This is a genomic window from Pedobacter sp. UC225_65 (assembly GCF_042698365.1).
Lineage (GTDB): Bacteria > Bacteroidota > Bacteroidia > Sphingobacteriales > Sphingobacteriaceae > Pedobacter.
This window is the reverse complement of the sequence record NZ_CP170550.1, coordinates 1,628,356-1,655,113: the sequence shown is the minus strand read 5'-3', so window position 1 is coordinate 1,655,113 and position 26,758 is coordinate 1,628,356. Positions and strand designations below refer to the sequence as shown.

Genomic DNA, 26,758 nt, shown 5'->3' with positions numbered 1-26,758 from the left:
CTTATATTCGAATGAAAGATAAATACGATTTGATTGTAATTGGTGGGGGCATTTTAGGAACTTTCCATGCCTACCATGCCTTAAAATTGGGCAAAAGTGTACTTCAATTGGAAAAGGACAACTTTCCTGTTGGTGCAACGGTTAGAAATTTTGGGCAGGTGGTGCCTTCGGGCATGACTGGCGACTGGTTTAAATACGGTTGTCGCTCTTTGCAGATCTATCAAGAAATACAAGCCGAATTTGATATTTCGGTACGGAAAAATGGAAGTGTCTACATTGCTTCAGATGAGGATGAACAGACATTGCTACACGAACTCAAATCTCATTACGATACTTTGGGTTATTCGCAAAACCTGATGGATACCAAGGCCATAGTTGATAAATACCCATCCATCAAAGCCAGTTATGCCAAAGAGGCTCTGTTTTTTGACCAAGAAGTTAGTGTAGAGCCAAACTTGATGATCTATAGATTGCAAGAATACATGCAGGCAAAGTTTGAACATTATACCATTTTGTTTAATGCACCCGTGGTTGATTGTGCCAGCAAGGAAGACGGGGTTGAGGTTTGTTTGGCCAAAGGCGATAAGTTTAAGGCAGATAAGGCTATTTTATGCAATGGTTACGAGTTTAAACTGTTGTTTCAAGAGCTTTTTAACCAAAGTGGACAAGAATCAGCAAACTACAGATGATGTGTACCTTGCCTATTAAGAACATCGGTCTGCAAGGAAATATCCTAACTGGACTAACCATTCGTAGGTACGAGAGCTTTGAGGCTTATTGCCCATCGTTCAAATCGATCCATACGCCTGCCCATTACGAAGAACTGCAGCATTGGGGCATCCATCTGTTGTTTAAAACCGCACCCGATGGTAGTGTGATCATTGGCGATTCTCATGAATATGCGGGTGTAGATAATTTTGATGATTTAGGTTTCAATCTCAACTTATATATCAACCAATTGATGCTGAAAGAGGCAGGCCGAATCGTCAATTTTGATGTAAATCAGATTGCCAGTACCTGGGCCGGGTTTTATCCGCAACACCCTGAAAAACACATTGTAGAATATGACATAGACAACCGTATCCATATCCGTACCTGTATTGGTGGAAAGGGCATGACTGCCAGTGCTGGTTATACTGAGGCCAGTATTCAACAAATCTTTGGCTAAAGACCATTAACGGTGTAGAATTTTCTTAAGTTTGAGTATTAATATGCTCATGGAAGAAAATACGATACTTAAGATCAGTACAAGGATAAAAGAAATACGAAAAGATAAAAGTATTACGGTACAAGAACTAGCGGATTTGGCTGGCGTAAGCAAAGGCTTGATCTCTCAAATAGAAAACAATCGAACTATTCCTTCATTGATGGTGTTGATCAGCATCATCAATGCCTTGGATGTAGACCTGAACCAGTTCTTTAAACACATCACTAATTCTAATCAGCCTAACCCTGTGATCATCAAAAGAAAAGATGAGTACCAATCTTTTGAAAAGGAACAAGCTATTGGGTTTTTATACCAGCGTATCTTTACCAAAAATATCAGTAACTCAACCGTAGATATTGTACTGTTAGAACTGGAACCAGATGCTGTTAGACCAATGGTTGTAACAGAAGCGTTCGAATACAAGTACATTCTTTCTGGAGAAGTAGAATATGTGTTTGAGGAACAGAGCTTCCATCTTTCAGAAGGCGATTCGATGCTTTTTGATGGACGTTTAGCCCACACGCCCAAAAACAGTGGTAAAACAAAGGCCATCATGTTGATCATCTACTTCTTTGAGCAGAATGGCAATAACCATTAACTCATTTCTGCTTTTAAATAGTTTAATGGAGCGCTTGACATCAATGGCGCAAAGATGTCGTAAACAAGACGCAAGGAAATTAAACTAGTGAAAATACATTTGTGTGCAATTTAAACACAAAAAGAATGAAGAATATAGACCTTGCCAAAAAGATCAAAACACTTCGTGCAAAAAGAGGATATAGCCAAGAACAATTGGCTAATTTAACCGAACTGAGTTTGAGAACTGTTCAACGGATTGAGAATGGAGAAACGGAACCTAGAGGTGATACTTTGATCAAGTTGGCCAGTGCTTTGGATGTTACTCCAAATGATCTGATTGAATGGGTTGAAAAAGAAGATCGCGGATTTATGGCTTGCTTGAATGTATCAGCTTTAAGTTTTATTGTTTTCCCATTGTTGGGTCTTATCGTGCCACTGGCACTTTGGGTTTTGAAAAAAGACAAAATCAAAGACATAGATTCAGTTGGTAAAAAGCTGCTGAATTTTCAGATTACCTGGTGCTTGTTGATCTTTACTTGGTACACGTTTTTAATGGGTTCAATGGCTTTTAGTATTCTTCCAGATTTTGGTGGTTTTGCAGGAATGGGTAGTGCAGAAATTATGTTATTGATTGTTCCCAGTATATTGTACCCTTATAATTTTATCTTTATTATTATCAATGCCATTCGGAGCTATAACACAGGCAAAGTTTTTTATCAGCCAGCCATTAGGTTTATGAAGTAGTTTGCTCTTTAACAAGCTGTTTAATCGGATATATTGATTTACTTCATTAACAGTAAAAAACAAAATCTATCTTACACCTGATAAAACTACTTACACATCGGCTGAGTTGAAAGTTGGTCATCGTTCGATTTTTCACTTTAAGCTGCTATGTGCTCAAATTCCTGAAACATTTATTTGCGCATCAACCCAGTTATTCTCAAATAACTGCCTTCTGTTGATTATTCATTAACACTTATCAGTCAAATGCACATATTTAGGCGTGTTTTCCAACTGCTTATGTAGCTGCTCATGGTTAAAAAATTGATAATACTTGCCGTAGCATGTACGCTTACCCTGAACGTCCTTGCCATTCAGGCAAAAGATGGTAAAGGTTGTATGGATGACAAAGGGAGTATTTTTCAAATCGTGAGAAATGCAAATCATAAAAATGGTATAACGGTATATGAAAACTATGCAGAGGTTACCGAAAGCCCAGAAGTCTGTTATCGATTGTCTGTTACAGGAGCCTGTTTTATTAATGGTCGCAAAACAAAATATAAAGAAGTATTTCTAACAATTGTTGAGTGTCCGTTTAATGGCTTTATTGTTCCATTGATAGGTTCTGTAGTGGTTTGTTGGTTATTTGCCAAGGCTAGGAAAAATTACATCAACAATGAAAATAATAGGTTAGAGAAATGAATATTTTAATTGCCGATAATCTTGGAATATATAGGTTTGGTCTTAAAGCAATCATTTATGATGTATGGACCGACGCCCTGGTGGATGAAGTAAGTAACTTTGATGAAATGATGGAAAGCATTTTTGAGAAGAATTTTGACTTATTGGTTATAGATACAGAAATGCAGGGGAATGAAAAGTTAGAGAGTTTTATATGTCAAGCAGTTAATTATACCCGAATTATTATCGTTTCCGAGCATCAGCATACAAATACAAGGGTTAAGCACCTTTTAAATATAGGGGCAGATGCCTTACTCTCTAAATCGACTTCTATGGCAGAAGTAATCAATACTTTGCAACTGATACAACCGATTTAAAAGCTTATGAATATGCCTATTCTTTGATTTTGAGGAATCTGTTAAAGTCTTCTTGTTTTCTTTTTGAAATAGGCAGCAATATTCCTGTATCCATTTCACAGTAATTTCCATCTTTTTTAATAACCTTAACCATATGTTCTAAGTTGATCATGTAGGAGTGGTGTATCCTGAAAAAACGTTTCTTATCTACGATACGTTCAAAATGTAGAAGATTTTTACTGGATATGTATTTCTTGTCGTCGCTGGTTCTGAAAATTGTATATTTACTATCGGCTTCAATATATACTATTTTGTCGGTTTTTATAAAATCAACCTTATCCATTGATGGTATTGCAAGATACTCGCCACTTTCTACAACAGTGGGTGCTAAAGTATCTAATGAAATTATCTTCTGTAGATCAATATATTTTTGCTGCTCAATATTTTTTATGGCTTTGTTTATTGAAAGAATAAGCTCGTCCAACACAACCGGCTTAAGGATGTAGTCAATAGCATTATACTTGAAAGCTTTCAGTGCATATTCATCATATGAAGTCACAAAAATGATCTGCATCTGCGTAAACCTTATCTGGTCTAAGATTTCAAAAGCATTGCTACCATTTAACCGGATATCTAAAAAAAGGATATCTGGTTGTATGGTATTGATGGCTGGAATGGCCATCTCTACCGATGTAGCATTACCCACTAGTTCAACATTTAAACAGTACTTGCTAATGAAATGTTCCAATAGGGCAATATTATTTACCTCATCATCTACAATAAAAATCTTATAACTGTTCATCTCTTGTTATTTTTGAATCTCATATTTGTAGCATAAACCTTAGCGTAACGATTGTTCCAGTTGGCTGTCCATCATTTTCCAGAATCCTGAATCTCTAATGTAACCGCTTTTTTATCCTTAAAGTTACTCCCTAATATACTAATACGCTCACTAACAATGTGGGTTGCCCAAGATCTGTGCGTGTCTTTTTTATTTTTTGCCAGTTGTGCAGCAGCTGCTCTTCCAATTCCATTATCTTCTATTTCTACCACCAGATAAGATTGGTCTATCTTACACCTGATATTCAGTTTTTTCTCTTTTTTTGTACCGAGCCCATGGATAATTGCATTTTCTACAAATGGTTGTAATAGCATTCCCGGTAAAAAAATAGCTGATGAATTCTCCAATACTACTTTCAACAACAACCGAATAGTCCAGCTCGTTATTTAACTGCAGGTTATTGAGTAAAAGGTAACTCTTGATATAGTCTAATTCGTCATTTAGGCTAACCAAGTCTTGTTTTGACATGTCAAGCGTAAGCCTCAATAGTTTGGAAAATGCAGCAAAGTACCTGTTTACCTCACGCTCGCCTTTCAAAATAAGTACGCTCTGCATATTGTTTAAGATATTGAATAAAAAGTGAGGGTTCATTTGGGCTTTCAGTGCGCTTGTCCTCAACTTAATGATTTCCGTTTCCCTTTCGAATATCTTTTTTTGTTTTCTACTTTTCCAGATAAAAAAAGAGGTTATCATGCCTATAGTAATCAAAAAAACAAATGCTTTGAAAAGGAATGTTTGAAAAAATACTTGGTCTACATCAATAGTTATGCGTATCTCGTTTGCTGTTTCAATTCCTTTGGCATCCTTGGCCTTCACTTGTAAAACATGGCTTCCATAGGGTAGGCCAAAAAGTTCAATTTCACCAAGTGTTCCCACATCTATCCAGCCATTGGTAAGGCCATCTATCTTATAACTGAAGGTACTCTTTTCATTATAGAATAGCTCATTAATGGAGAATTTTGCAGAAAAATAGTTTTTATTATAGGGCAGTTCGATAACATTTTTTCCAATATCCAGATACTTGGTAATATTGCTGTTTTTTTCTTTGGAGAAGTAGCTCGCACTAAATAAAAAAATATGATGTGGATGAGCTGGCCGATGATTTATTTTTTCTGGATCGAACTCTACAAGACCGTTCAGTCCTCCAAAGTAAAAGGAGTTGTCATTCTTTCTGTAAACAGACCTAAGGTTAAATTCGTTGTCGGGAAGCCCATCTTCCTTGTAAAATAAGGTAAATGCTGCTTTTTGCTTGTCGAAACGAGAAAGTCCATAATACGTAGAAAACCATAGGGCCTTTTTGCTTTCCAATATTCCACATACAATATTGTTCGAAAGTCCATTAATCGTATTATAGGTTTTGATTTGGCCAGTGCCAACATTTAAAAAGATAACCCCATTATTGAAAGTGCCCATCCATAAATTACCATCAGTATCCTCGTGAATAGTGAGTATGGATGCATGGTTTAGTGGCTGATTTGTAGTCTTGTATCTTGTTGTACTTCCATTATTTTTTTTAAAGAATAGCCCTATATTGGTAGCGATCGGTATGGTGCCCAGTTTTGATTGTAAAACATCAAAAACGGGGAGCTTAGCCAAAGGATCATTCACATTGCTATAAGCTTTTAGACCGCCATTTTTTTTATTGAAAACAAACAGCCCTTTATTTGTTCCGAGCCAAAGTTCATTTTGCGATTTTTCTTTCAGGCAATTTAGATCCATATATTGACGCAGGTCAAAAACACTACTTTTGTGTGTAATCAAGTCTATTCTCCTGAGCTTATTACCACTAAAAAATGCCCACAATACTGGACTATCCTTTTCCTGTAACAAACAATCATAAAAATCATTGGGTTTATCAGTTAAGAAGAGGTCTTTTCTTACCTTTTTATCAGGTCCAACAATGTACAGACCATCATAGGTGCCTACATATAAGTTGTCCCGTGCATCAGCAGTTATGCCTCGTGTACTAAGTTTTTTATCTTTTAGCTGCAGCATTCTAGTAAAAATGCTTGGTGTAACCATTAGCTTATATAATTCATCGTAACCAGAGATCCATACCATATTATTATAATCCTTATGGGCATTGATGGCAATTGGTATTTTAAAGCGAATGGTGTCTGTCGAGACTATTTCGTTCTTTTGCGTGTCAATTTTATTGACGTAGATGTTTTTACCATTGGCTGTTAGCAACTTGGAGCCTATTGCCAGAAAATTATTGTTTCCATAGTTCCTTTGATAGTTACTATAGTCGAGACCAGGATAATCGAAAAAATGTAGGTTCAATGATTTGATATAAGTATACCTGTAAGGAATAGTATTGTGTTTATAGTATCCTGTGCTATTTTTTTTGAATATTTCGCCATTCTCTATAATTCCAAAAACAGGACTCAAAAGCTTGTCTAGCTTTTTAAGATTGGCGAAGAAATGAAATCCATTGTTGTCAATTACAAAAAGATCGTCACCTGCCCGGGCAAGTATCTTTTGATCAGTGGTTACTTTAATAATGGCAATCGTTAATTTTGTTTGCGCTAAAATAGGATGGCTGATTTTTGTTGTTTTTCCATTTGGGCCAATCTTGATCAGGTAATTGGAGCCATTGCTGACCCACACATTTTGCGATCCATCTATTCCGATAGCTGTTTCGGCTCCCGGTTTTTCTGTTGGATAGTTAATGCGACGAACCCTCATCGAATCGGGGCTGATAATATAGGCATATTCAGGTTCGGCAGCCCATATATTACCTATATGGTCCTGCGCCCAAGATAAATGGGAAATATAATAGCTATTTGCATGAGGCGCCTTATCCTTAAAATAACTATATCGCAGTTTGTGGTTGCCATCAAATCGATAAAACTCTCCATCTCTGTTTGTTGAGTACCAAACAAATCTGTCCTTATCAATAAAAGCGGCACTGGTAATCAGATAAGAATTAGCTCCATTCTTGATCTCCACTTCTTTCAATACAAGTTCTTGTCCAAATAATTGGACTGAAAACAGTAAAAGGCATATTGATAATCGGGAAAACATAAGGACGCTTATTTACATCAATTAAATATAAAAAATAAAATATTACTGTTTTAGAAAGTTGTTCTTTCCCTTTAAAATTTGATTGAATATTAGGCACTTGCCAATACTTCCGGTTTTGCAGGATTAGGACGGTTATTTAACTAAAATAGAGTGCCTAAAATTTATAGGGAACCTATATGGGTAAGATAGGAATATAACAAGGTGTGTTGAAAAGCTTTATAGTTACACTTGAAAACATATCTGAACATTACAACCATTACATTTTGTGATGCGTATATGTGCTATACATAAAAATGGACAAATGTTTATCTGTTATGAAACTATAGTAATTATAGCATTCGGTTTTCATAAAAGTAAACACTTGTCCAATAGGCATTCGTAGGTAGGTAGTTGTAGGGTGTATTAAGATGTATTTAGTATTTAAATTAATTGCTTTTAAAAAAGATTTTTATTCGGTAAAAAGTCTTGTGAGCTTTTTGTCTATTATTTGCTTTCTAAGAATAAAGGAAAAAACAAACGAGCTCAAAAGGACAATTGGCAATAGATTGGTGTCAATCGGACATGGCGTAGGTTCATCATAATTAACTAAATATCCCCCAGGAATGTTACTTTCATTGGTACAGCTCGTATAAGGACTGAAATTGCTTACATTTATTGGACCGCATCCAATTGACCCATAATCTATTTTTTTAACATCAGAATCATAATAAACTAAAGGTACAGTGCTTTTAACGGTAGAATAGATAAAATCCCCACCAACTCTACAACCAACCTTGCCAAAACTGCAAATGGAAATTATACAGCTGGTTAAGACTAATGCAAATTTTTTCATGGAGTATTTGTAGATTGATAAAAATCTAATTCCTCCAAAGTTATTGCATATTCAATTTTTATAAATTGAGAAGTATTTATCGTTAGTGATTACGGTATAACTGGTAAATTTTTAAGATAAGTGGTTTGGATATTATGGTTTCAAATCATTTAAATCACTTGTCAATTAAAACAAGGGTTCATTCTCACCCAAATACTGTCGGATGAGTTTTAGGATATGCTCGCCATATTGAGTGGTTTTTCCTTCACCTACATTCTTGATTTTTGACAGTTGTGTCAACGTTTTGGGTAATTTTGCTGAAATATCAGCCAAGGCCTGATCTGAAATGACATGATAACTGAGTACTTTTTTAAGCTCAGCTGTTTGCTGTCGCCAGTCCATTAATTGGGCATAGAGTATTGGGTTTTCGATAGCGATTTCAGTAGCTGATGGTTTTTGTTTCCAACTGTCAATAAATTTATAGGTTGTTGCTGTTGTTCGGATTGCTTTGCTGATCTCACCAGTTTGTTTGATGTTTGGAAAAAGTTTGAATATTTCTGTCTTTGCTTCCAACAATTCCAATAGGAAGTTGAGCGTTGGAAAATAATCTGTATGGAAAGGTGCGCCTGTAGCCAATAGGTGTAGGTCAATCACCTTTTGATGCAGTTCAATCAGGTTTGGTAGAAAATAACCAGTAGCTTTTGTCAGTCGTACTTTAAGATGTTCCAGTGCAGAATGACTGCCTACTATCGTTTTGATTTCCTGTCTGATGAAACGTTCGCCAATTGGGAGCACCTTTGTTTCAAGGATCAATTGTGTTGCGCTTATCTTTTCGTTTAGGACAACTTCTAGTGGAAATAGTGTTAACAATACCATTTTTAGATGGGTAAAAGCTGCAGCAATTGACGAGAAATCAAAGCTTTCAACCAAGGTTTCTATTTCAATCGCTATTAACGAATCTTTGAGTGTATCCTGACCTGGGATTTGGGTCTGCGCTTTTTTCATAAAAGCTGATACCGATGGATCTGTAATGATATTCTTGGCATCTACTTTTTCCTTCAAAATTAATCCGTCTAGGCTTCTGCAACGGCTCAATGCCACATAAGTCTGTCCGTGGGCAAAGGCAGCACCAACATCTACTACAGCTTTGTCGAAGGTTAATCCTTGGCTCTTGTGGATGGTAATGGCCCAAGCCAGTCTGAGTGGAAATTGGGTAAAGGAGCCCGCGCTACTTTGAGTAACCTTTTGGCCGGTTTCAGAAAGTGCGAATTTGGTGTTTTCCCATATTTCTTGGTTGGCTTCGAAAGTCGACCCATCATCTAGAAAGGTCAGTCTAATGCTTTCTCCACTAATACTTTCAATTTTGGCGGTCCTACCGTTATAGAACTGTTTCTTTCCAGAACTGTCGTTTTTGATGAACATGACCATAGCTCCAGCCTTAAGTACAAGTTCTTCTTCAGTAGGGAAGGCTTCCTTTGGAAATTCGCCCGTAACCTTTGCCACAAAACGATGGGTTTCTCCCGGAAGTTGTTCCAATCTTTCTTCGTTGATTTTTTTAACCAGTGGATTATGCGTAGTTAGGGTAACGTGGTCAGTAAGTTCATCATTTCCAGGCTTCGGTTGGTAATGTTGGTTGAGTTTTTTGAGCAAATCTTCACTGATTGAGCCATTGCGGATATTGTTCAATATTTCGATAAAAGTAGGGTCATTCTGTCTATGTACCTTTGTGAGTTCGAAAACCAGTAGCGGATATTCCCTGAAAATTAGACTATCAAAGAAATAAGGACCTTTATAAAACTTAGCAAGCAAGTGCCAATCATTTTGGAAAACAGGAGGTAATTGGTAAAGGTCACCAATCATTAATAATTGTACACCACCGAATGGAATTGCATTTCCTTTTACAAACCTCAATACCCTGTCAATATAGTCCATCGTATCTGCCCTCACCATACTAATTTCGTCTATGATCAGCAAGTCAAGGCACTTGATGAGTTTTGATTTTTCCGGCCCAAAACTTTTCCCGGAGAATTCGGTAAAAGCATTTGCAGTAGGCGTTGGTAAGATAGGCCCGAACGGTACCTGGAAAAAAGAGTGGATGGTCACTCCACCTGCATTGATGGCTGCTACAGCTGTGGGCGCAACAACAGCAAGGTTTTTTTGGGTATTGGAGCGGATATAACGCAGAAAAGTGGTTTTCCCTGTTCCAGCCTTTCCCGTCATAAAGATAGGTTGATTGGTTTTTTCAATAAAGTCGATAATAAGCTTATGCAGCGGATCCAGAGTCATTAGAAGTTGGGTAGATGAAAATAATGTAATCGATATTTGGCTTTAGCGACCAGTAGAAAACAGTGTTGGATTTTGCAGGAATTCTGTAATTGCATTTTCAAGGGCAGTACCAATCCTGAAATCCATTCTTCTGTCGAGTGGGTGTTGGGCCGAGTTGTATTTTTCAATAAAGGTTCCGGTGCTGTTGTTGAATTTCAGGTAGCCTTCTTCGAAATAACGTTCCTCAATCTCGCCAGCTGAATCCATAGCGGTAAAGTTCAGCGGAGAGATCTGTATTGTCTCCTTATCAATCCATAGCCATTTGAATTTCTCCGAGATATCTGCGTCTTCAGGCAGGTCAATTCGTTTAACCTCAATGAGCTGCAGGTAAAAGTTTTCAAGAAAGAAGAGGCATTCGAATTTAGGCATGGATATTTGGTTTGTTCGGATTACTAAATTAAGCCAATTGTAACTGCCATGGAAATCTTCTTTTCCACATTATACATTGGTCTGTTTGGGTATATAATTATTGCTTCAGTTTATGATTCGATCAAAATGAATAGGTATAAAAAAAACTGAACAATAAGATATACAGATAGTTGAAAAATTTTAGTGTTTTTCAGGAAAAAATTATGCTTGAGGATGAAAAAGAGAGTTTGTAGCCATGTAACAAGAATGAGAACAAATTGAACATTGCTTTTTATGATAATAATTATATTTTTGGTTAAACATTTAATAAAAAGTTAATTCTCTCCATCATGAACGCTTCTCTCTCTCTCCAAATTGAAGATTTCTTTAATTTTCAAAAATGTAAGACATCAAGTCTCAGGTATCTTTTAACTGATTTCTTTCCTGAATGTCTATCCTTAAACAAGTTCAGCCACGGTATAGCTTGATATACTAATATTGGTATAGACTAATATTGTTTATAAAGTTGCCGAAAATTTTACTTGATCAAACCCTACAAATACAAACTGAATTTATACTAGGTTTTAGCAGAATGACCATCGTTAATCTGCGCTAACCAAGAATACTGAATTAAATTATCGCTATGAATACGACCTCACCAGCTGTTAACTGTACAGCACCCAATCCTTCAATGTTAAAGTTGTTGAAAAGACTGCCGTTGCAGTTATTAGCAACATTTATCCTTACGCTATTTACAATAACGAATGTGAATGCACAAACTCAATTTTGGAGTGATACTTTTGAAGATACCGGAGCACCAAGTGCTGGAACAACACGTACACCTTCTTTAGATCAAGGATGGGGAGCAACTCCATATGCTTATTATTTTATGAGAACGGATGGAACTAACCTTGCTTTACAAGCACCTTTCCCTGCTCTTGGTGATCCGTTTACAACCTACCAAAATTTTCAAGGAAGTAAATTTTGGGCAGGTGAAGATACCGATCGCGTGAGAACAGGAGCAAATGTTACTACCGATAAAATTCAGCAGATTGAATGGACAGGCATCAATATCAGTGGAAAAACTGGACTAAGCTTTAAAGGTTTGTTTGCTGCAAACTTAAATCAAGGCTGGCAAAACATAGTTTTCGGTCCTACCTACGATTTTTTAAGAGTAGAGTACAGTATCGATGGGGGGCCATGGACCAGAGTAGGCTCATTTGTTGGTGATGTATCAGCAACTAATGCAGGTTCTTTATGTGAGGATACAAATGATGATAAAATTGGAGATGGAACTATTAAACTTTCCAAAACTTTTCAAGAATTTACATGGCCGATTACCGGTACTGGAACAACGATGTCGCTTCGTTTTTTGGCAAGTGCAGATGCTGGTGCTACCCAAGAGTTTGCAATTGATAATTTTCGGCTTTTCGAAACAGCAGTCCCTGCTGCAGCTATTACGGGCAATCCGCCTAACCGTACGATCTGTGCTGCAGGTAGTACGACCTTTGGGGTTACGGCTACTAATGCTACCGGCTACCAGTGGCAGGTGAACAGCGGCAGCGGCTTCGTTGACATCACCAATGGCGGTGTCTACAGCAATGCGACCACTTCGACCTTGATGATCACAGGTGCTACCGGAGGGATGAACGGCTGGACCTACCGTTGCCGTGCGGTCAGCAGCGGGGGCAATGCGACCTCCAATGCTGCAACGCTTTCCGTTTCGGCGATCAGCACATCGAACTTTTCCCAGACGAACATTGCCTGCAAGGGCGGGTCTACGGGTTCTGCCACGGTTGTCCCCAGCGGCGGTATCGCCCCCTATACCTATTCATGGTCCCCTAGCGGGGGCACTGCGGCCACGGCCTCGGGCCTTGCTGCGGGCACCTATACGGTTACCGTTACCGACAACATCGGCTGTACGGCCACACGCAGTTTTACCATAAACGAACCTGCCACGGCACTTTCCGGCAGCATCACTGCCCAGACCAACAACAGCACCTTTGGCGGCTCTGCGGGTTCTGCCACGGTTACCCCGGCCGGTGGTACGCCTGGCTATACCTATTCATGGTCACCGGCTGGCGGTACGGCGGCCACGGCCTCTAACCTGACAGCAGGCACCTATGTGGTGACCATCACCGATGCCAATGGCTGCACGGCCACGGCCAGCGCTACCATCACCCAGCCTACGCTGGAGCTCTTCGCGCAGTCGCGGATCAACGTGAGCTGTTTCGGCGGCAACAACGGCAGTGCCACTGTTGGCATCAGCAGTGGTACGGGCCCCTATACCTATTCCTGGTCACCGAGTGGCGGTACTGCGGCCACGGCCACTGGGCTGTCTGCGGGCACCTATACCGTTACCGTTACCGGTAGCGGTGCCAGCGGCACGGCGACCCAGAGCTTTACCATTAGCCAGCCTGCAGCGGCACTTTCTGCTGCCAGTGGCGGCGGCAAGACCGACGTGAGCTGTTTTGGCGGAGGCAACGGTACGGCCACCGTTTCCCCTACGGGCGGTACCGGTCCCTACAGCTATTCATGGGCACCTAGCGGTGGCACCGCTGCCACGGCCACCGGCCTTGCGGCGGGCACCTATACGGTTACCGTTACCGATGCCAAGGGCTGCCAGACCACGCGCAGCTTTGCCATCGGCCAGCCCGCGGCTGCACTTTCGGCCGCTACGGGCGGTGGCAGTACCAATGTGAGCTGTTTTGGCGGGACCAACGGTACCGCTACCGTTTCCCCAACCGGCGGCACACCGGGCTATACCTATTCATGGTCCCCAAGTGGGGGCACTGCGGCCACGGCCACGGGCCTAGCGGCGGGCACCTACACGGTTACCGTCACCGATGCCAATGCCTGCCAGACCACGCGCAGCTTTACCATCGGCCAACCTGCGGCGGCGCTCAATGCGGCCGTGGGCGGGGGCAAGACCAACGTGAGCTGCAACGGGGGCAACAACGGCACGGCCACGGTCGCCCCAACGGGCGGTACGGGTCCCTATACCTATTCATGGTCGCCTTCTGGCGGTACCGCTGCCACGGCCACCGGCCTTGGGGTGGGGGTGTACACGGTTACCGTTACCGATGCCAACGGCTGCCAGGCGACCCGGAGCTTTACCATTACCCAGCCGAGTGCGTTGGGCGCAACCCGTAGCTGGACCAATATCGCCTGCTTTGGGGGCAGTACCGGTGCCGCCTCGGTGAACGTTACCGGTGGTACGGCCCCTTATACCTATTCCTGGTCGCCAAGTGGTGGCACGGCTGCCACGGCCACTGGCCTGACGGCGGGCACCTATACGGTTACCGTTACCGATGCCAACGGCTGCCAGCTTACCAGGAGCTATACCATTGTCGAGCCGGCCTCGGCACTATCGGCAGGCATCACCTCACAGACGAACAATACGACATACGGCGGTACTACCGGTTCGGCCACGGTTACCGCTACAGGTGGTACCCCGGGCTATACCTATTCATGGTCACCAAGTGGTGGCACGGCGGCCACGGCCAGTGGCCTAACGGCGGGCACCTATACGGTGACCGTTACCGATGCGAACGCATGTACCACTACCCAGAGCGTGACCATCACCCAGCCTACGCTGGTGGTATTCGCCCAGGGGCAGACCAACGTGGCCTGCAACGGCAGCGCCACGGGTTCGGCCACGGTGGGCATCACCGTGGGCACCGGTCCCTATACCTATTCATGGTCACCTAGCGGTGGCACGGCTGCCACGGCCACCGGCCTAGCGGCGGGCACCTATGTGGTGACCGTTACCGGCGCCAGCGGCACGGCCACCCAGAGCTTCACGATCACGCAGCCTGCGGCCCTAGTGGCCAGCCAGGGCACCGTCACCAACGTGAGCTGCAACGGGGGCAGCAACGGCTCTGCCAAGGTCGACGTTACCGGCGGCATGGGCGGCTATACCTATTCCTGGTCGCCAAGTGGCGGCACGGCTGCCACGGCCACCGGCCTAGCGGCCGGCACCTATGTGGTGACCGTTACCGATGCCAACGGCTGTACCACCACCCAGGGCTTTACCATCACCCAGCCTGCGGCCCTAGTGGCCAGCCAGGGCACCGTCACCAACGTGAGCTGCAACGGCGGCAGCAATGCCTCTGCCAAGGTCAACGTGACCGGCGGTACGGGCGGCTATACCTATTCATGGTCGCCTACGGGCGGTACGGCTGCCACGGCCAGTGGCCTGACGGCGGGCACCTATACGGTAACGGTGACCGATGCCAACGGCTGTACCACCACCCAGGGCTTTACCATTACCCAACCTGCGGCCCTAGTGGCCACTGCGGGCGCTGTCACCAACGTCAGCTGCAACGGCGGGACCAACGGCTCGGCCACGGTATCGGTTACCGGCGGGACGGGCGGCTATACCTATTCATGGTCGCCTTCTGGCGGTACCGGGGCCACGGCCAGCGGCCTAGCGGCCGGTACCTATACGGTCACGGTTACCGATGCCAACGGCTGTACCACGACCCAGGGCTTTACCATCACACAGCCTGCGGCCCTGGTGGCCATGGCCTCTGCCCAGACCAACATCGCCTGCAGCGGCAGCGCCACGGGCTCTGCCACGGTATCGGTTACCGGCGGGACGGGTGCCTATACCTATTCATGGTCGCCTTCTGGCGGTACCGGGGCCACGGCCACCGGCCTAACTGCGGGCACCTATGTGGTGACCGTTACCGATGCGAACGGCTGTACAGCGACACAGGGCTTTACCCTTACCCAACCGGCGGCCCTTGTGGCCAGCCAGGGCACCGTCACCAACGTGAGCTGCAACGGCGGCAGCAACGGCTCTGCCACGGTATCGGTTACCGGCGGAACGGGCGCCTATACCTATTCATGGTCGCCAAGCGGCGGCACCGCTGCCACGGCCACCGGCCTTGCGGCGGGCACCTATGTGGTCACCGTTACCGATGCCAACGGCTGTACCACCACCCAGGGCTTTACCATTACCCAGCCTGCGCCACTTGTGGCCAGCCAGGGCACCGTCACCAACGTATCGTGCAACGGGGGCAGCAATGCCTCTGCCAAGGTCAACGTGACCGGCGGTACGGGGGCATATACCTATTCATGGTCACCTAGCGGGGGCACTGCGGCCACGGCCAGTGGCCTAACGGCGGGCAGCTATGTAGTGACCGTTACCGATGCCAACGGCTGTACCACCACCCAGGGCTTCACGATCACACAGCCTGCGGCCCTTGTGGCCACTGCGGGCGCTGTCACCAACGTATCGTGCAACGGGGGCAGCAACGGCTCTGCCACGGTATCGGTTACCGGCGGGACGGGCGGCTATACCTATTCATGGTCACCTAGCGGCGGCACTGCGGCCACGGCCAGCGGCCTTTCGGCCGGTACCTATACGGTAACGGTGACCGATGCCAACGGCTGTACCACTACCCAGAACTTTACCATCACCCAGCCTGCGGCCCTTGTGGCCATGGCCTCTGCCCAGACCAACATCGCCTGCAACGGCAGCGCCACGGGCTCTGCCACGGTATCGGTTACCGGCGGCACGGCCCCCTATACCTATTCATGGTCGCCTTCTGGCGGTACCGGGGCCACGGCCACCGGCCTGTCTGCGGGCACCTATACGGTCACGGTGACCGATGCGAACGGCTGTACAGCGACACAGGGCTTTACCCTTACCCAACCGGCGGCCCTTGTGGCGACGGCCTCTGCCCAGACCAACGTATCGTGCAACGGCGGCAGCAACGGCTCTGCCACGGTATCGGTTACCGGCGGCACGGGCGGCTATACCTATTCATGGTCGCCTTCTGGCGGCACTGCGGCCACGGCCAGCGGCCTAGCGGCGGGCACCTATGTGGTGACCGTTACCGATGCCAACGGCTGTACCACCACCCAGGGCTTTACCATTACCCAGCCTGCGCCACTTGTGGCCAGCCAGGGCACCGTCACCAACGTGGGCTGCAACGGGGGCAGCAACGGTTCTGCCACGGTATCGGTTACCGGTGGAACGGGCGGCTATACCTATTCATGGTCGCCCAGCGGCGGCACCGCTGCCACGGCCACTGGCCTAACGGCAGGGACCTATACGGTAACGGTGACCGATGCCAACGGCTGTAGCACCACACAGGGCTTTACCCTTACCCAGCCAACTGCGGTGACCCTTGCCGGGGCTGCGCTTTCCGGGGGCAAGGTGGGCGTTGCCTACACCCAAACGGTGGCTGCAGGCGGGGCCAGCGGAAGCTATAGCTACAGCTCCGGTCCTCTTCCCGCAGGGCTTGTCCTTGCGGCCAACGGCACCCTGTCGGGCATACCGGCCACTGCGGGCAGTTTCGATATTTCCATCACCGCTACCGACAACACCTGTACCGGCATATCGGCGACATCGGTGTTCCATATCGATGTGGCCAAGGGCGACCAGACGATCGACCTTCGCCGCACCGGCCGACAGGACCTATGGCGATGCGCCGTTCGTGCTTGGCGCTACGGGCGGGGCCTCCGGCAGTGCGGTGGTCTATACCAGTTCAGGTCCGCTGGTGGCCACCGTCTCGGGGGCTACGGCGACCATCGTTGGCAGGGGCACCACGACCATCACGGCCAGCCAGGCCGGCAACGCCAACTACAACGCGGCGGTGGCGGTGGCCAGGGACCTGCACGTGAACACCAGGACGATAGCCGTTGTGGCCGAGGCCGGGACCAAGGTCTATGGCGATGCGGACCCGTTGTTGACCTATACCTATACCCCGGCCCTTGTGGGCGGTGACGCCTTCAGCGGCGGGCTTGCCAGGGCGCCCGGGTCCGGCGTGGGCAGCTATGCCATCGGGCAGGGCACCCTTGCCCTGGGCGGCAACTATACGCTGGCCTATACGGCGGCCGAGCTGACCATCACGCCAAGGCCGCTTACGGTAACGGCAGCGGCCAGGACCAGGGTGTTCGGCGATACGGACCCGTTGTTGGCCTATACCTTCGCGCCGGCCCTTGTGGGCGGTGACGCCTTCAGCGGGAAGCTGGCAAGGGCGGCCGGCGAGGACGTCGGCACCTATGCCATCGGACGGGGCACGCTGGACGCGGGCACGAACTACCAGCTGGCCTATGTGGGCGCCGAGTTCACCATCACGCCGCTGGCGGTGGCCGTCAGTGCCGTTGCCAGGACCAAGACCTATGGCGGTGCCGATCCGGCACTCACCTATACGGTCTCCCCGGCGCTGATCGGGACGGACTTCTTCACCGGGAACCTGTCGAGGGCACCTGGTGAGGGCGTGGGCAGCTATGCCATCGGCAGGGGCACCCTTTCACTGAACAACAACTACATACTGAACTATAGCGGGGCGGACCTTGTCATCGGCAGGGCCCAGCTCCGGATTACCGCCCAGGACAGGGAAAGGTTTGCCGGCACGGCCAACCCTGCGTTTACGGTGGCCTACAGCGGCTTTGTGAACGGGGAGACCGTATCGGTACTGTCGGTGCCGGCCACGGCCACCACCACGGCCACCACGGCCAGTCCGGTGGGCACCTATGCGATCGTCCCATCTGGGGCGGTGGCGGCCAACTATGCCCCGGTGTACGTGAACGGTACACTGACGGTAAGGGCGGGGGCACCTTCGGACATCGTGCTGACGGCGGCCGGACTCTATGAGAACAGGCCGGTGGGCACACCGGCAGGCACGCTCTCGGTGCCGGGGGGCATTACGGGGAACACCACCTATGCCCTTGTACAGGGGGCGGGCGATACGGACAACGGGCTGTTCGCCATCAGCGGCGAGGGCCTTGTGGCCACGGCGGTCCTCGACTTCGAGGCCAGGCCGGTGTACGCGGTCAGGGTGCGGGCCACCAACCAGCTGGGCTTCAGCCTGGAGAAGGCCCTCACCATCACCATCGGTGACGTGAACGAGGCGCCGACACTGGACGCCGTGGCCGACCAGGCCATCTGTTCGTCCACCGCGGTACGCACGGTACCGCTGTCGGGCATCAGTGCCGGACCCGAGGCCGGCCAGACGGCCACCGTCTCGGTGTCCAGCGGCAACGCAGCGCTGTTCCAGGACCTTTCGGTATCCCCTGGCGGGATCAGCTACCAGCCAAGGGCAGGTGCGGTGGGCACGGCGACCGTCACCGTGACGGTGAGGGACAACGGCGGGGTGGCCAACGGAGGTACCGATACCTATTCAAGGACCTTCACCATCACCGTCAACGCGCTTCCTACGGTTGCCATCGCCTCTGACAAGGGGACTATGGTTGACAGGGGGGAGCAGGTGGTACTGACCGCCAGCGGTGGCACCAGCTACGTATGGGCCACGGCCAGCGGCATCGTCTCGGGGCAGAACACGGCCCAGCTGACCATCAGGCCTGTCCAGAACACCACCTATACGGTTACCGCGACCAATGCGGGCGGCTGCAGCAGCACGGCCACGATCGCCATCACGGTCACCGACCAGGCGGTACAGGTGAAGGCGACCAACATCATGTCGCCCAACGGCGACGGGGTGAACGACAGGTGGGTCGTGGAGAACCTGGAGCTGTACCCGAACAACCTGGTGAAGGTGTTCGACCGCGGTGGCCGGGTGGTCTACGAGAAGAAGGGCTACGACAACAGCTGGGACGCGACCCTCAGGGGGCTTCCGCTGGGCGAGGGCACCTACTACTACATCATCGACTACAACGGTGACGGCAAGACGGTGAAGAAGGGCTTCATCACCATACTGAACAAGAACTAACCAACAACGGACAAGAAAAAGGAACGACATGGACAACAAGAGATATATGAGGCTGGCGGCGGTGGTGCTGCTGGCGGCCCTTGGCCAGGGGGCCATGGCACAGCTGAACCCGCTGGGCTCCCAGTACTACAACAACCAGTACATCGTCAACCCGGCCTTTGCCGGGGAGGGCCGTGGGCTGAAGGTGAACGCTGCCTACCGCAAGCTGTGGAGCGGGATACCGGGCTCGCCGCTGACCCAGAACGTGACGGTGGACTACGGGCTGGGCAAGGTGGGCCTTGGGCTGAACGTGAACAACGAGAGCTCCGGGCTGCTCCGGCAGACCCGTGCGGTGGCCAGCTATGCCTACCACCTTCCGCTGGACAGCGGGCGCAACCACCTGAGCTTCGGGCTCTCGCTGGGGATGATGAGCCAGCGGGTACAGGAGCAGGAGTACTCGGGCAATCCCGGCGACATCGCCGTTGGGGAGTACAACGGGCAGCGGACCTACCTCGACGGGGACTTCGGTGCGGCCTTCGTATCGGGGGGGCTGACCGTACAGGCCTCGATCCCAACCTGAAGAGCTTCTTCAAGAAGGACGTGGTGAAGCTGGCCGACATCGTGACCTTCTTCACCGCGGTGGGCTACGCCTTCCAGCTGGGGGACGGCATGGAGCTGGAGCCCAAGGTGGCCTACAGGGGGGTGAGGAACTTCGACAACATGGTGGACGTCGGCACACAGCTGTCCCTCTCCCAGAAGCGCTTCATGCTCATGGGCATGTACCACAGCAACCAGAGCGCCACCTTCGGGCTGGGCATGGACATCGCCAGAAGGTACCTGGTGTCGGGCATGTACACCACACAGACCTCAAAGCTCAGCGGATACACCAACGGCAGCTTCGAACTCAACCTCAGGGTTAACCTATCAAAATAAAAGAAAGAAATCAGAATAACATACGTAAAGGCAGCCCAAGAGGCTGCCTTTCTGGTAGGAAACGGTACCGAGAGTGACCCAATAAGAACTATTTCTCCTGCATTATCCTAATAATAATCTGCAACAAACAGCTTAGAAAGGTGTCTTGTAATTAACCGTTATTACTAGCCACCATTTTTATGAGAAATACCATTGCCTTTAAGCTCATTTATTTTTCTGTTTTTATCTTAAGCTCATTTTGCCTAAAGGCACAAACTAAAGACCAAACCCAACAATTTGCTATCCTTTGTAAAACATGGGGGTTGTTAAAGTATTATCATCCAGGGGTGGCAACAGGTAAACAAGATTGGGATTCTGTATTGGTTACCGCTTTAGCTCGTTTATCGAAGTCAAGTAACCAGCAGCAACTCAATAAAGAAGTGCAGCAAATGATGGTTATTGCTGGCGAAAATACAGCAAAAGCCTATTCTCCATTGGCAAAAGAAAATATCAATGTGCGCAATCTTGACCATAATTGGTTGAAGGATAATATGTTAACCTTAGCACATCAAAAGGCCTTGACTTTCATCACTGAACATCCATACAGTGGGTTAAACTATTATGCACAGCCCAATCCGCAAAATGATAGCACTGTGTATACGCCAAATGAAAAGCCCTATCCTGAAATGTTATTACCGAATGTCAATTATAGGTTGTTGAGCCTATTTAGGTTTTGGAATGTAATCAATTACTTTTATCCTTATAAATATACCATAGGTAAACCTTGGGGCAAGGTATTGGAAGAAATGATCCCAGAAATGATCAAAGCAAACGATACGCTTTCTTATCACAAATCGCTGGCCAAGATGGCTGCTTCCATCAACGATTCGCATGGTGGACTATGGCCACAGGTATTTGATACAATTACAGGTAAATATAGTCCTTCATTTGATTTTCGGATCATTGATAAGGTGGCTATTGTTACTAGAATAGACAGTGCAGATCGATTATCAAAGCTGAGAATGGGTAGTGTTATTGAAAAGATAGATGGGATTGAACTCTATCAAAAAATGCAAGCCTATTGGGATTATATTCCGGCATCAAACAATGGAGGTAAGACCAAAAGCCTACATTATATTCTATTAAACAGCAACAAGCAAACTGCGATGCTTTCTGGCTATCATCCAGATGGGGAAAGATTTGAACTTATCGTTGACCTGAAAAAACGCGACTTGTTAAAAGGTTATCATAATTTTTTTGGAATGGAAAGCCCGATCACCTATAAAATGCTAGCAGATAGTGTAGGTTATGTGTTCTTTAGCAATATCAATCGTAAAAATTTAGACAGCATTATGTTGTCTTTAATGCAGACCAAGGCCATTATTTTCGATATGAGGAACTATCCCGCAAATGGGAGTGGTACCTATCTTGTGCCTGAGTATCTACTCAAAGCACCTCAATACTATAGCCGCTTGACACGTCCTGATTTCAGTTTGCCAGGAACATTTATATATGAGGTGGCAAATAAAGAAACAGCTTATGCACAAGTAGGAAAGCATAACCCAAATCCTTATAAAGGTAAAATCATTTTATTGGTAGACAATAGAACACAGAGTGCTGCTGAATGGGCCTGCATGACCTTAAAAACAGCAGATAATGTTACCGTTATCGGTGATCAAACTGCTGGAGCAGATGGTAATGTAACCCGTACCATTTTACCTGGAGGTTATCGGATTAATTTTTCAGGACTGGGCATCTACTATCCAAATGGAACAGAAACACAGCGGATTGGAATTAAAGTAGATGTTCCTGTTACTTATACAGTTTTAGACATCGTTAACCAACAGGATCCTTGTTAAAAAAGGCATTGGAATTTATTAAGTTAAAGAACTAAACAATTTTAAGGTATAGCGAATAGGGGTTGAAAAAATTTGTTGCACCATCTAAATTTATGTAATGATATAAGCTATATTTTTTATTAAATTTAAGTTACTAAACTTAAAAACATGAAAATTGTAAAACTAATTCTTTGTGCCCTTTTTGGGCTAATGTTTATCAATGCGGGCCTTGATAAATTTTTGCACTATATGCCCATGCCCAAAGACCCTATGTCGGCAGAGATGATAAAGGCAGGCGAAGCATTCGGAACGATTAAATGGCTGATGCCTTTAGTAGGTTTCATCGAAATTTTGGGAGGACTGCTTTTCATTTTTCCTAAAACTAGGGCTTTGGGTGCTATTGTGATCTTGCCAGTAATGGTGGGTATTGTAATCCATAATGTGGTGTACATGCCATCAGGCTTATCGATTGCGGGTGTAATGTTATTGATCAACCTTTGGATGATCGGAGACAATTGGAAAAAGTACCAGGCAATGGTATCCTAACAAAAAAAAGCAGTCTGAAGAGGCTGCTTTTTTATTTGCATTTAAGTTAAACTTTGGCAAAACCTTAAAGTATTTCCATCTTGGTCAGTTACATAAAATTCGCGTGTGCCCCAAGTTTGGTCAGTTGGCCCTTGATGAACTGGAGAGTCTTTTTTATCGGTAATGTCCAAACCTCGTTGGATGTACTGCTGAAAAAGTGAATCTACTTGGTCAACCCAAATATTGGCCACGGATCCGAAAAGATAATCTCCTTCTAAAACAGTCAGTTGTAATTCGATGTTATCATTGATCAAATCAATTACCCAGTCATTCATTGATGCTTCTTCTGGGTATTTCAACTTAAAATCGAGAATCACTGTATAAAAAGCAATCGCTTTCGGCATATCCAGACATTTAAAAACGGGTACAATCCTCATGTTTTAAAGTTATGGATTTAGCTGATGGAAAAGAAAGTTAATTTCTCTAGAGGATCAAACCATCTCATTGTTTGGTTAGGGAAGTGGCATGTCCACCGTTTTCATATACTGTTAGTAACATTTTGCCTTGCTGTTCTTCAAATACAAAACTGATATTGTCTGGTTTTTCTACCATGGCAAAACTGTTGTTCCCGATAGGATAAAGGTTATACCTTTTTGATGTTCCAGCTTGCTTAAAATAGAGTTGCTCTTTTTCTAAACCAATACCAAGTCCGTTTTTTCTATTAGATAGGTAGTTGCCTACATATTTTTCCTGTTCGATATTATTTAAAGAGACAATATGCTTCATGATTGGCCAATTGTAGGTTTCGGCAATACTGCGTATCACTTCTATAGCCAACCATTCGCCAGCATTCGAATTGGTCAAAACAATGGCACCATGTCCAGTTTCGGTTAATCCGAACAATACACCGGTATATCCAGCAGTATTGCCCGAGTGCCAAAAACCCAATACTTTGCTGGCCCCTTTGAGGTGAAAGCCCAATCCCATGGCATTGAATTGAGGTTTAAGCATCAATTGTACCAATGTTGTACTTAAAAAGTTAGTGTTTTTACCTTGTTTGATTTTTTGGATCTTCGATCACCAGCTTGGCCAGATCAGAAGGAGTTGTCCAAGGTCCTGCCGCTCCTTGTTCTGGATAAACATTGTTTTTGCGTTTAGGATCGATCTTTCCATTGTCTTCGTGTCCACGGGCAATGGTAAAGGTTAATGATGAATCAGGATAATTAGCATAGGTGGTATGCAACATGCCCAAAGGTTTGAAAATCATCTTGTCGGTATAATCGGCAAAAGAAATACCGCTCAGATCTTCGATCAATTGTTGGATAATGAGATAACCTGCTCCAGAATAATGTTCTGCGCTTCCAGGTATTGCTGCAACAACAATTTTCTTTCTGTTGTTGGCAGGACTTTGTGCATTTAGAATCTGGACGAGTGAAGGGAGGGTAGTATTTGGATAATAACCCTCAAAACCATAACCGTCCATCAATCCCGCAGTATGCGAAAGCAGCATCCTTAAAGTTATCTTTTTTTGTGCCGTAAAGTTGTTCTCTGGGATTTTCCAACTCACCAACTTTTGATTGACATCGTCATCCAAGCCAATTTTTTGATCTTGTACCAACTGCAGGGCGGCAATAGCAGTAATGACCTTGCCTATTGAGGCACACTGGAAGAGGGTAGTGGTATCTACCAGCTGAGTAGGCGCCGATGCATCGTTGATGCCATAACCTTTTGCCCAGGCCAGTTCACCTTTATCAATCACGGCAATGCTCAAGCCATTTACTTTTCTGGCCTGCATGCGTTTTAAAATAGGTTGGCCATTAATTTTATTCGCCCCATTTTTAAGCAATTGGGGGTCTAAGTTGTTTTCTACATTTTGGATTTGTAGTGATTTTGGATTTTGGGCAGCGGCAGAAAAAGTCAAAGCCAAGCAGGTCCCAATCGTTAAAAGCAATTTAGGGTACATCGTTTTTTTTTGTGCAAAAATTCATATTTGTGGCTAGTTTGTCTAATCAAGGATTGCTCAAATCTAGATATGAGTTAGATTTCCTGCATTTTTTGTAGGTATTGCGATGGGGTGATGCCCACCATCTGTTTAAATGTCCGTTGAAAAGTAGCCTGAGAGTTAAAACCACAATCGGCGGCAATACCATTAAGGGTATAGTTTAAGTTTTTTCCCTCTTTTAGTTTTTGCTTCACGGCTTCGATCCTGTAATGGTTTACAAATTCGTTAAAACTTTTATGGTAATGTTGGTTCAGTACCGCCGAAATTGTTTTTTGGGCAAGTCCGGTATGGTCCATCACCATGGCCAGGTCAATATTGGGCTTAAGGTAAAGTTGGTCGATTTCCATCGCTTTGGTCAATAGGTTGATGGTTGTATCTACAGTTGATGGCTCAAGTGTACGGAGGCTTTGCCTATTTCTATTGAACCTCAAAAGCTGATAACTGAGGATTCCTATGGCATAAATCAACATTGATAAGGGAATATACACAGGGAACCACCCCATCGCATTGATCAATTGATCACTGAACTGCGGAATACTGTAGGGAACAAGGAAAACAAACCATACCAATTGGAAGCATATAAAACAGAACAGCACTTTTTTGACATGGAGAAGTAATGGGTTTTTGGGTTCTTTCTTTTGGGCATTGGATAAGATCCGATAACAAAGCCATAGATAAGTACTCAGGGATAACCAGCGTAAGATATCAACGTAGATGTTATAGTGGTCTATCAACCCAAACAACGCACCTTGTTGCTGAAAAAAGCCAAGGTAAAACCCAGTTGCCAAAGCATAAGGGAAAAGATCAAATAGGATAGGTAGAAAATGTATCCATTCTCTTTTGTTAAGATAGGTGCCACTAGCGCATGCCCGAATATACAACCATAACAAGGGACCGATAGGCATAAAAACCACCAAGGGGAATACATTGCCAATGCGCTGCCAAAATGGGGAAAGTTGTTGTGGTAGAAAGTAGGCATTTAAATTGGCTAAGGCAATCAAAAAGACAAGCCCACTTAAATATCTTAAGGCTTTGAACTGCTTTGCAGCATTTAGCAATAAGCAAACAATGATCAGTCCTTGGATGGCACCAATCAAAATCAATGATAACAGAAAAACAATCCCCGTGCTCATGTATCAAAAGTAAAGATTTAGGTGAAAAAAAATGCTTTTATTGTTCAATACTTAAGCATTGATGCCCATAGCATACAGGATGATATTTACCCCAAATTTGGTGTTGTCTTCGGCCAAAAAACGTTTGTTCTTGAAATCATAGTCCCACTCACAACCATAATCTTTATTGCTGTACAATACCCCAATCCTCCCGTTAATGGTAATAGCTTTTAGGTAATCGTGAATCAGGTCGTCGCCCCAACCATTCAGTTCGAAAGAAGTAGGAGGAGGTCCCTTTTCAAATTTAAAAAAGGAATTATAGATGGGATGGGTATTGGCAATTTTCTTCAATGCCTGTGCCCCAAACAGGTTGCCCATCTGCGTCTCGAAAGATTTGGCAAACAAGCCATCAATATCATGGTTGCAATCGTCTACAAATACAAATCCACCATTGTTTACATATTGTTTAAAGTTATGTGCTTCTTGCTGGGTAAACTGTACCAGTTTATGCCCACTTAAATAACAGAATGGATAGCTGAACAGGTCATTGCTGCTCAAGTCTACAATTTTTTCTACCGGATCCAGAGGGATGGTGGTATATTCCAATAAAGAGTTGAGCAGGTTGGAAGGCATACGTTGGTCGGTATCCCAATCTCCAGAATTATACTTTAACCTCGCAAAAGTAAACTTAGCGCTTTGCATTGTTCTAAATTAGCTCCATTTTTTAATAATCAAGATTTTTAGCCAAGATAACTTGTAAATTTTTTGATATTGTTTTGTTGAGAACAAAAAATTGGGGCAATATGTT

The 26,758-nt window shown here is 45.6% G+C and carries 23 protein-coding genes; 12 read left to right on the top strand and 11 right to left on the bottom strand.

Going from position 1 to position 26,758, the window contains the following annotated elements:
• The first annotated feature begins 11 nt into the window (after positions 1–11).
• The 6 genes from ACFJIZ_RS08710 to ACFJIZ_RS08685 all read left to right on the top strand — a co-directional run bounded on the left by ACFJIZ_RS08710 (position 12) and on the right by ACFJIZ_RS08685 (position 3,564).
• Entirely contained in the window at positions 12–689 is a 678-nt protein-coding gene (locus ACFJIZ_RS08710; RefSeq protein ID WP_379092396.1) for an FAD-dependent oxidoreductase, read from the top strand.
• A complete protein-coding gene (locus ACFJIZ_RS08705; RefSeq protein WP_379092393.1) occupies positions 686–1,168 on the top strand; it encodes a hypothetical protein in 483 nt (160 codons plus the stop codon). The genes ACFJIZ_RS08710 and ACFJIZ_RS08705 overlap by 4 nt, the downstream gene beginning before the upstream one ends.
• A gap of 49 nt (positions 1,169–1,217) precedes the next feature.
• Positions 1,218–1,805, top strand: a complete 588-nt coding sequence (locus tag ACFJIZ_RS08700; protein ID WP_379092390.1) for a helix-turn-helix domain-containing protein — start codon at positions 1,218–1,220, stop codon at positions 1,803–1,805.
• Positions 1,806–1,930: 125 nt separating this feature from the next.
• On the top strand, positions 1,931–2,530 hold the full coding sequence (locus ACFJIZ_RS08695; protein ID WP_379092387.1) for a DUF4870 domain-containing protein: 600 nt from the start codon (positions 1,931–1,933) through the stop codon (positions 2,528–2,530).
• A gap of 288 nt (positions 2,531–2,818) precedes the next feature.
• Complete coding sequence (locus tag ACFJIZ_RS08690) at positions 2,819–3,208, top strand: hypothetical protein (RefSeq protein WP_379092384.1); 390 nt, start codon at positions 2,819–2,821, stop codon at positions 3,206–3,208.
• The gene (locus ACFJIZ_RS08685) at positions 3,205–3,564 is read left to right on the top strand and encodes a response regulator (protein ID WP_379092381.1); all 360 of its coding nucleotides are present in this window, start codon (positions 3,205–3,207) and stop codon (positions 3,562–3,564) included. Before ACFJIZ_RS08690 ends, ACFJIZ_RS08685 begins: the two co-directional genes overlap by 4 nt.
• A gap of 16 nt (positions 3,565–3,580) precedes the next feature.
• On the opposite strand, the gene ACFJIZ_RS08680 is transcribed toward ACFJIZ_RS08685, so the two are convergent.
• The 6 genes from ACFJIZ_RS08680 to ACFJIZ_RS08655 all read right to left on the bottom strand — a co-directional run bounded on the left by ACFJIZ_RS08680 (position 3,581) and on the right by ACFJIZ_RS08655 (position 10,916).
• Positions 3,581–4,345 (bottom strand): LytR/AlgR family response regulator transcription factor, encoded by a 765-nt coding sequence (locus ACFJIZ_RS08680; protein ID WP_379092378.1) that lies wholly within the window; start codon positions 4,343–4,345, stop codon positions 3,581–3,583.
• Positions 4,346–4,416: 71 nt separating this feature from the next.
• The gene (locus ACFJIZ_RS08675) at positions 4,417–4,596 is read right to left on the bottom strand and encodes a hypothetical protein (RefSeq protein WP_379092375.1); all 180 of its coding nucleotides are present in this window, start codon (positions 4,594–4,596) and stop codon (positions 4,417–4,419) included.
• A gap of 19 nt (positions 4,597–4,615) precedes the next feature.
• On the bottom strand, positions 4,616–7,336 hold the full coding sequence (locus ACFJIZ_RS08670; protein WP_379093957.1) for a histidine kinase: 2,721 nt from the start codon (positions 7,334–7,336) through the stop codon (positions 4,616–4,618).
• 523 nt (positions 7,337–7,859) lie between these two features.
• On the bottom strand, positions 7,860–8,243 hold the full coding sequence (locus ACFJIZ_RS08665; RefSeq protein WP_379092372.1) for a hypothetical protein: 384 nt from the start codon (positions 8,241–8,243) through the stop codon (positions 7,860–7,862).
• A 165-nt stretch (positions 8,244–8,408) separates the two neighbouring features.
• Positions 8,409–10,508, bottom strand: coding sequence for an HRDC domain-containing protein (locus ACFJIZ_RS08660; RefSeq protein ID WP_379092368.1), 2,100 nt, complete (start codon positions 10,506–10,508; stop codon positions 8,409–8,411).
• A 42-nt stretch (positions 10,509–10,550) separates the two neighbouring features.
• Positions 10,551–10,916: a hypothetical protein gene (locus ACFJIZ_RS08655; protein ID WP_379092365.1), complete on the bottom strand. Its 366-nt coding sequence runs from the start codon at positions 10,914–10,916 to the stop codon at positions 10,551–10,553.
• A gap of 670 nt (positions 10,917–11,586) precedes the next feature.
• On the opposite strand from ACFJIZ_RS08655, the gene ACFJIZ_RS08650 reads away from it, so the two are divergent.
• The 6 genes from ACFJIZ_RS08650 (at position 11,587) to ACFJIZ_RS08625 (ending at position 22,857) form a co-directional block, all read left to right on the top strand.
• A complete protein-coding gene (locus ACFJIZ_RS08650) occupies positions 11,587–17,634 on the top strand; it encodes a beta strand repeat-containing protein (protein WP_379092362.1) in 6,048 nt (2,015 codons plus the stop codon).
• Positions 17,552–19,582 carry an MBG domain-containing protein gene (locus ACFJIZ_RS08645; protein WP_379092359.1) on the top strand — a complete coding sequence of 677 codons (2,031 nt, stop codon included), beginning with the start codon at positions 17,552–17,554 and terminating at the stop codon, positions 19,580–19,582. The genes ACFJIZ_RS08650 and ACFJIZ_RS08645 overlap by 83 nt, the downstream gene beginning before the upstream one ends.
• Positions 19,583–19,610: 28 nt before the next feature.
• Positions 19,611–20,141, top strand: coding sequence for a PorP/SprF family type IX secretion system membrane protein (locus tag ACFJIZ_RS08640; protein ID WP_379092356.1), 531 nt, complete (start codon positions 19,611–19,613; stop codon positions 20,139–20,141).
• A 23-nt stretch (positions 20,142–20,164) separates the two neighbouring features.
• Positions 20,165–20,494 (top strand): type IX secretion system membrane protein PorP/SprF, encoded by a 330-nt coding sequence (locus ACFJIZ_RS08635; RefSeq protein ID WP_379088608.1) that lies wholly within the window; start codon positions 20,165–20,167, stop codon positions 20,492–20,494.
• Positions 20,495–20,673: 179 nt separating this feature from the next.
• Positions 20,674–22,332, top strand: a complete 1,659-nt coding sequence (locus ACFJIZ_RS08630; protein WP_379092353.1) for a S41 family peptidase — start codon at positions 20,674–20,676, stop codon at positions 22,330–22,332.
• A gap of 147 nt (positions 22,333–22,479) precedes the next feature.
• Positions 22,480–22,857: a MauE/DoxX family redox-associated membrane protein gene (locus ACFJIZ_RS08625; RefSeq protein ID WP_379092350.1), complete on the top strand. Its 378-nt coding sequence runs from the start codon at positions 22,480–22,482 to the stop codon at positions 22,855–22,857.
• Positions 22,858–22,898: 41 nt separating this feature from the next.
• On the opposite strand, the gene ACFJIZ_RS08620 is transcribed toward ACFJIZ_RS08625, so the two are convergent.
• From ACFJIZ_RS08620 to ACFJIZ_RS08600, 5 genes are all read right to left on the bottom strand, one after another.
• Positions 22,899–23,273, bottom strand: coding sequence for a bleomycin resistance protein (locus ACFJIZ_RS08620; protein WP_379092347.1), 375 nt, complete (start codon positions 23,271–23,273; stop codon positions 22,899–22,901).
• Between the two features lie 64 nt (positions 23,274–23,337).
• The gene (locus ACFJIZ_RS08615; RefSeq protein ID WP_379092344.1) at positions 23,338–23,847 is read right to left on the bottom strand and encodes a hypothetical protein; all 510 of its coding nucleotides are present in this window, start codon (positions 23,845–23,847) and stop codon (positions 23,338–23,340) included.
• 37 nt (positions 23,848–23,884) lie between these two features.
• Positions 23,885–24,799 carry a serine hydrolase domain-containing protein gene (locus ACFJIZ_RS08610; RefSeq protein ID WP_379092342.1) on the bottom strand — a complete coding sequence of 305 codons (915 nt, stop codon included), beginning with the start codon at positions 24,797–24,799 and terminating at the stop codon, positions 23,885–23,887.
• Positions 24,800–24,873: 74 nt separating this feature from the next.
• A complete protein-coding gene (locus ACFJIZ_RS08605) occupies positions 24,874–25,971 on the bottom strand; it encodes a helix-turn-helix domain-containing protein (RefSeq protein WP_379092339.1) in 1,098 nt (365 codons plus the stop codon).
• A gap of 51 nt (positions 25,972–26,022) precedes the next feature.
• Entirely contained in the window at positions 26,023–26,652 is a 630-nt protein-coding gene (locus ACFJIZ_RS08600) for a DUF4159 domain-containing protein (RefSeq protein ID WP_379092336.1), read from the bottom strand.
• Between the last annotated feature and the right edge of the window lie 106 nt (positions 26,653–26,758).

Excerpts from the sequence above, each read along its gene's own strand:
- ACFJIZ_RS08710 (WP_379092396.1), top strand. The coding sequence starts at position 12 with ATGAAAGATAAATACGATTTGATTGTAATTGGTGGGGGCATTTTAGGA.
- ACFJIZ_RS08705 (WP_379092393.1), top strand. The coding sequence starts at position 686 with ATGATGTGTACCTTGCCTATTAAGAACATCGGTCTGCAAGGAAATATC.
- ACFJIZ_RS08700 (WP_379092390.1), top strand. The coding sequence starts at position 1,218 with ATGGAAGAAAATACGATACTTAAGATCAGTACAAGGATAAAAGAAATA.
- ACFJIZ_RS08695 (WP_379092387.1), top strand. The coding sequence starts at position 1,931 with ATGAAGAATATAGACCTTGCCAAAAAGATCAAAACACTTCGTGCAAAA.
- ACFJIZ_RS08690 (WP_379092384.1), top strand. The coding sequence starts at position 2,819 with ATGGTTAAAAAATTGATAATACTTGCCGTAGCATGTACGCTTACCCTG.
- ACFJIZ_RS08685 (WP_379092381.1), top strand. The coding sequence starts at position 3,205 with ATGAATATTTTAATTGCCGATAATCTTGGAATATATAGGTTTGGTCTT.
- ACFJIZ_RS08680 (WP_379092378.1), bottom strand. The coding sequence starts at position 4,345 with ATGAACAGTTATAAGATTTTTATTGTAGATGATGAGGTAAATAATATT.
- ACFJIZ_RS08665 (WP_379092372.1), bottom strand. The coding sequence starts at position 8,243 with ATGAAAAAATTTGCATTAGTCTTAACCAGCTGTATAATTTCCATTTGC.
- ACFJIZ_RS08660 (WP_379092368.1), bottom strand. The coding sequence starts at position 10,508 with ATGACTCTGGATCCGCTGCATAAGCTTATTATCGACTTTATTGAAAAA.
- ACFJIZ_RS08655 (WP_379092365.1), bottom strand. The coding sequence starts at position 10,916 with ATGCCTAAATTCGAATGCCTCTTCTTTCTTGAAAACTTTTACCTGCAG.
- ACFJIZ_RS08650 (WP_379092362.1), top strand. The coding sequence starts at position 11,587 with ATGTTAAAGTTGTTGAAAAGACTGCCGTTGCAGTTATTAGCAACATTT.
- ACFJIZ_RS08640 (WP_379092356.1), top strand. The coding sequence starts at position 19,611 with ATGGACAACAAGAGATATATGAGGCTGGCGGCGGTGGTGCTGCTGGCG.
- ACFJIZ_RS08630 (WP_379092353.1), top strand. The coding sequence starts at position 20,674 with ATGAGAAATACCATTGCCTTTAAGCTCATTTATTTTTCTGTTTTTATC.
- ACFJIZ_RS08625 (WP_379092350.1), top strand. The coding sequence starts at position 22,480 with ATGAAAATTGTAAAACTAATTCTTTGTGCCCTTTTTGGGCTAATGTTT.
- ACFJIZ_RS08620 (WP_379092347.1), bottom strand. The coding sequence starts at position 23,273 with ATGAGGATTGTACCCGTTTTTAAATGTCTGGATATGCCGAAAGCGATT.
- ACFJIZ_RS08615 (WP_379092344.1), bottom strand. The coding sequence starts at position 23,847 with ATGCTTAAACCTCAATTCAATGCCATGGGATTGGGCTTTCACCTCAAA.
- ACFJIZ_RS08610 (WP_379092342.1), bottom strand. The coding sequence starts at position 24,799 with ATGTACCCTAAATTGCTTTTAACGATTGGGACCTGCTTGGCTTTGACT.
- ACFJIZ_RS08605 (WP_379092339.1), bottom strand. The coding sequence starts at position 25,971 with ATGAGCACGGGGATTGTTTTTCTGTTATCATTGATTTTGATTGGTGCC.
- ACFJIZ_RS08600 (WP_379092336.1), bottom strand. The coding sequence starts at position 26,652 with ATGCAAAGCGCTAAGTTTACTTTTGCGAGGTTAAAGTATAATTCTGGA.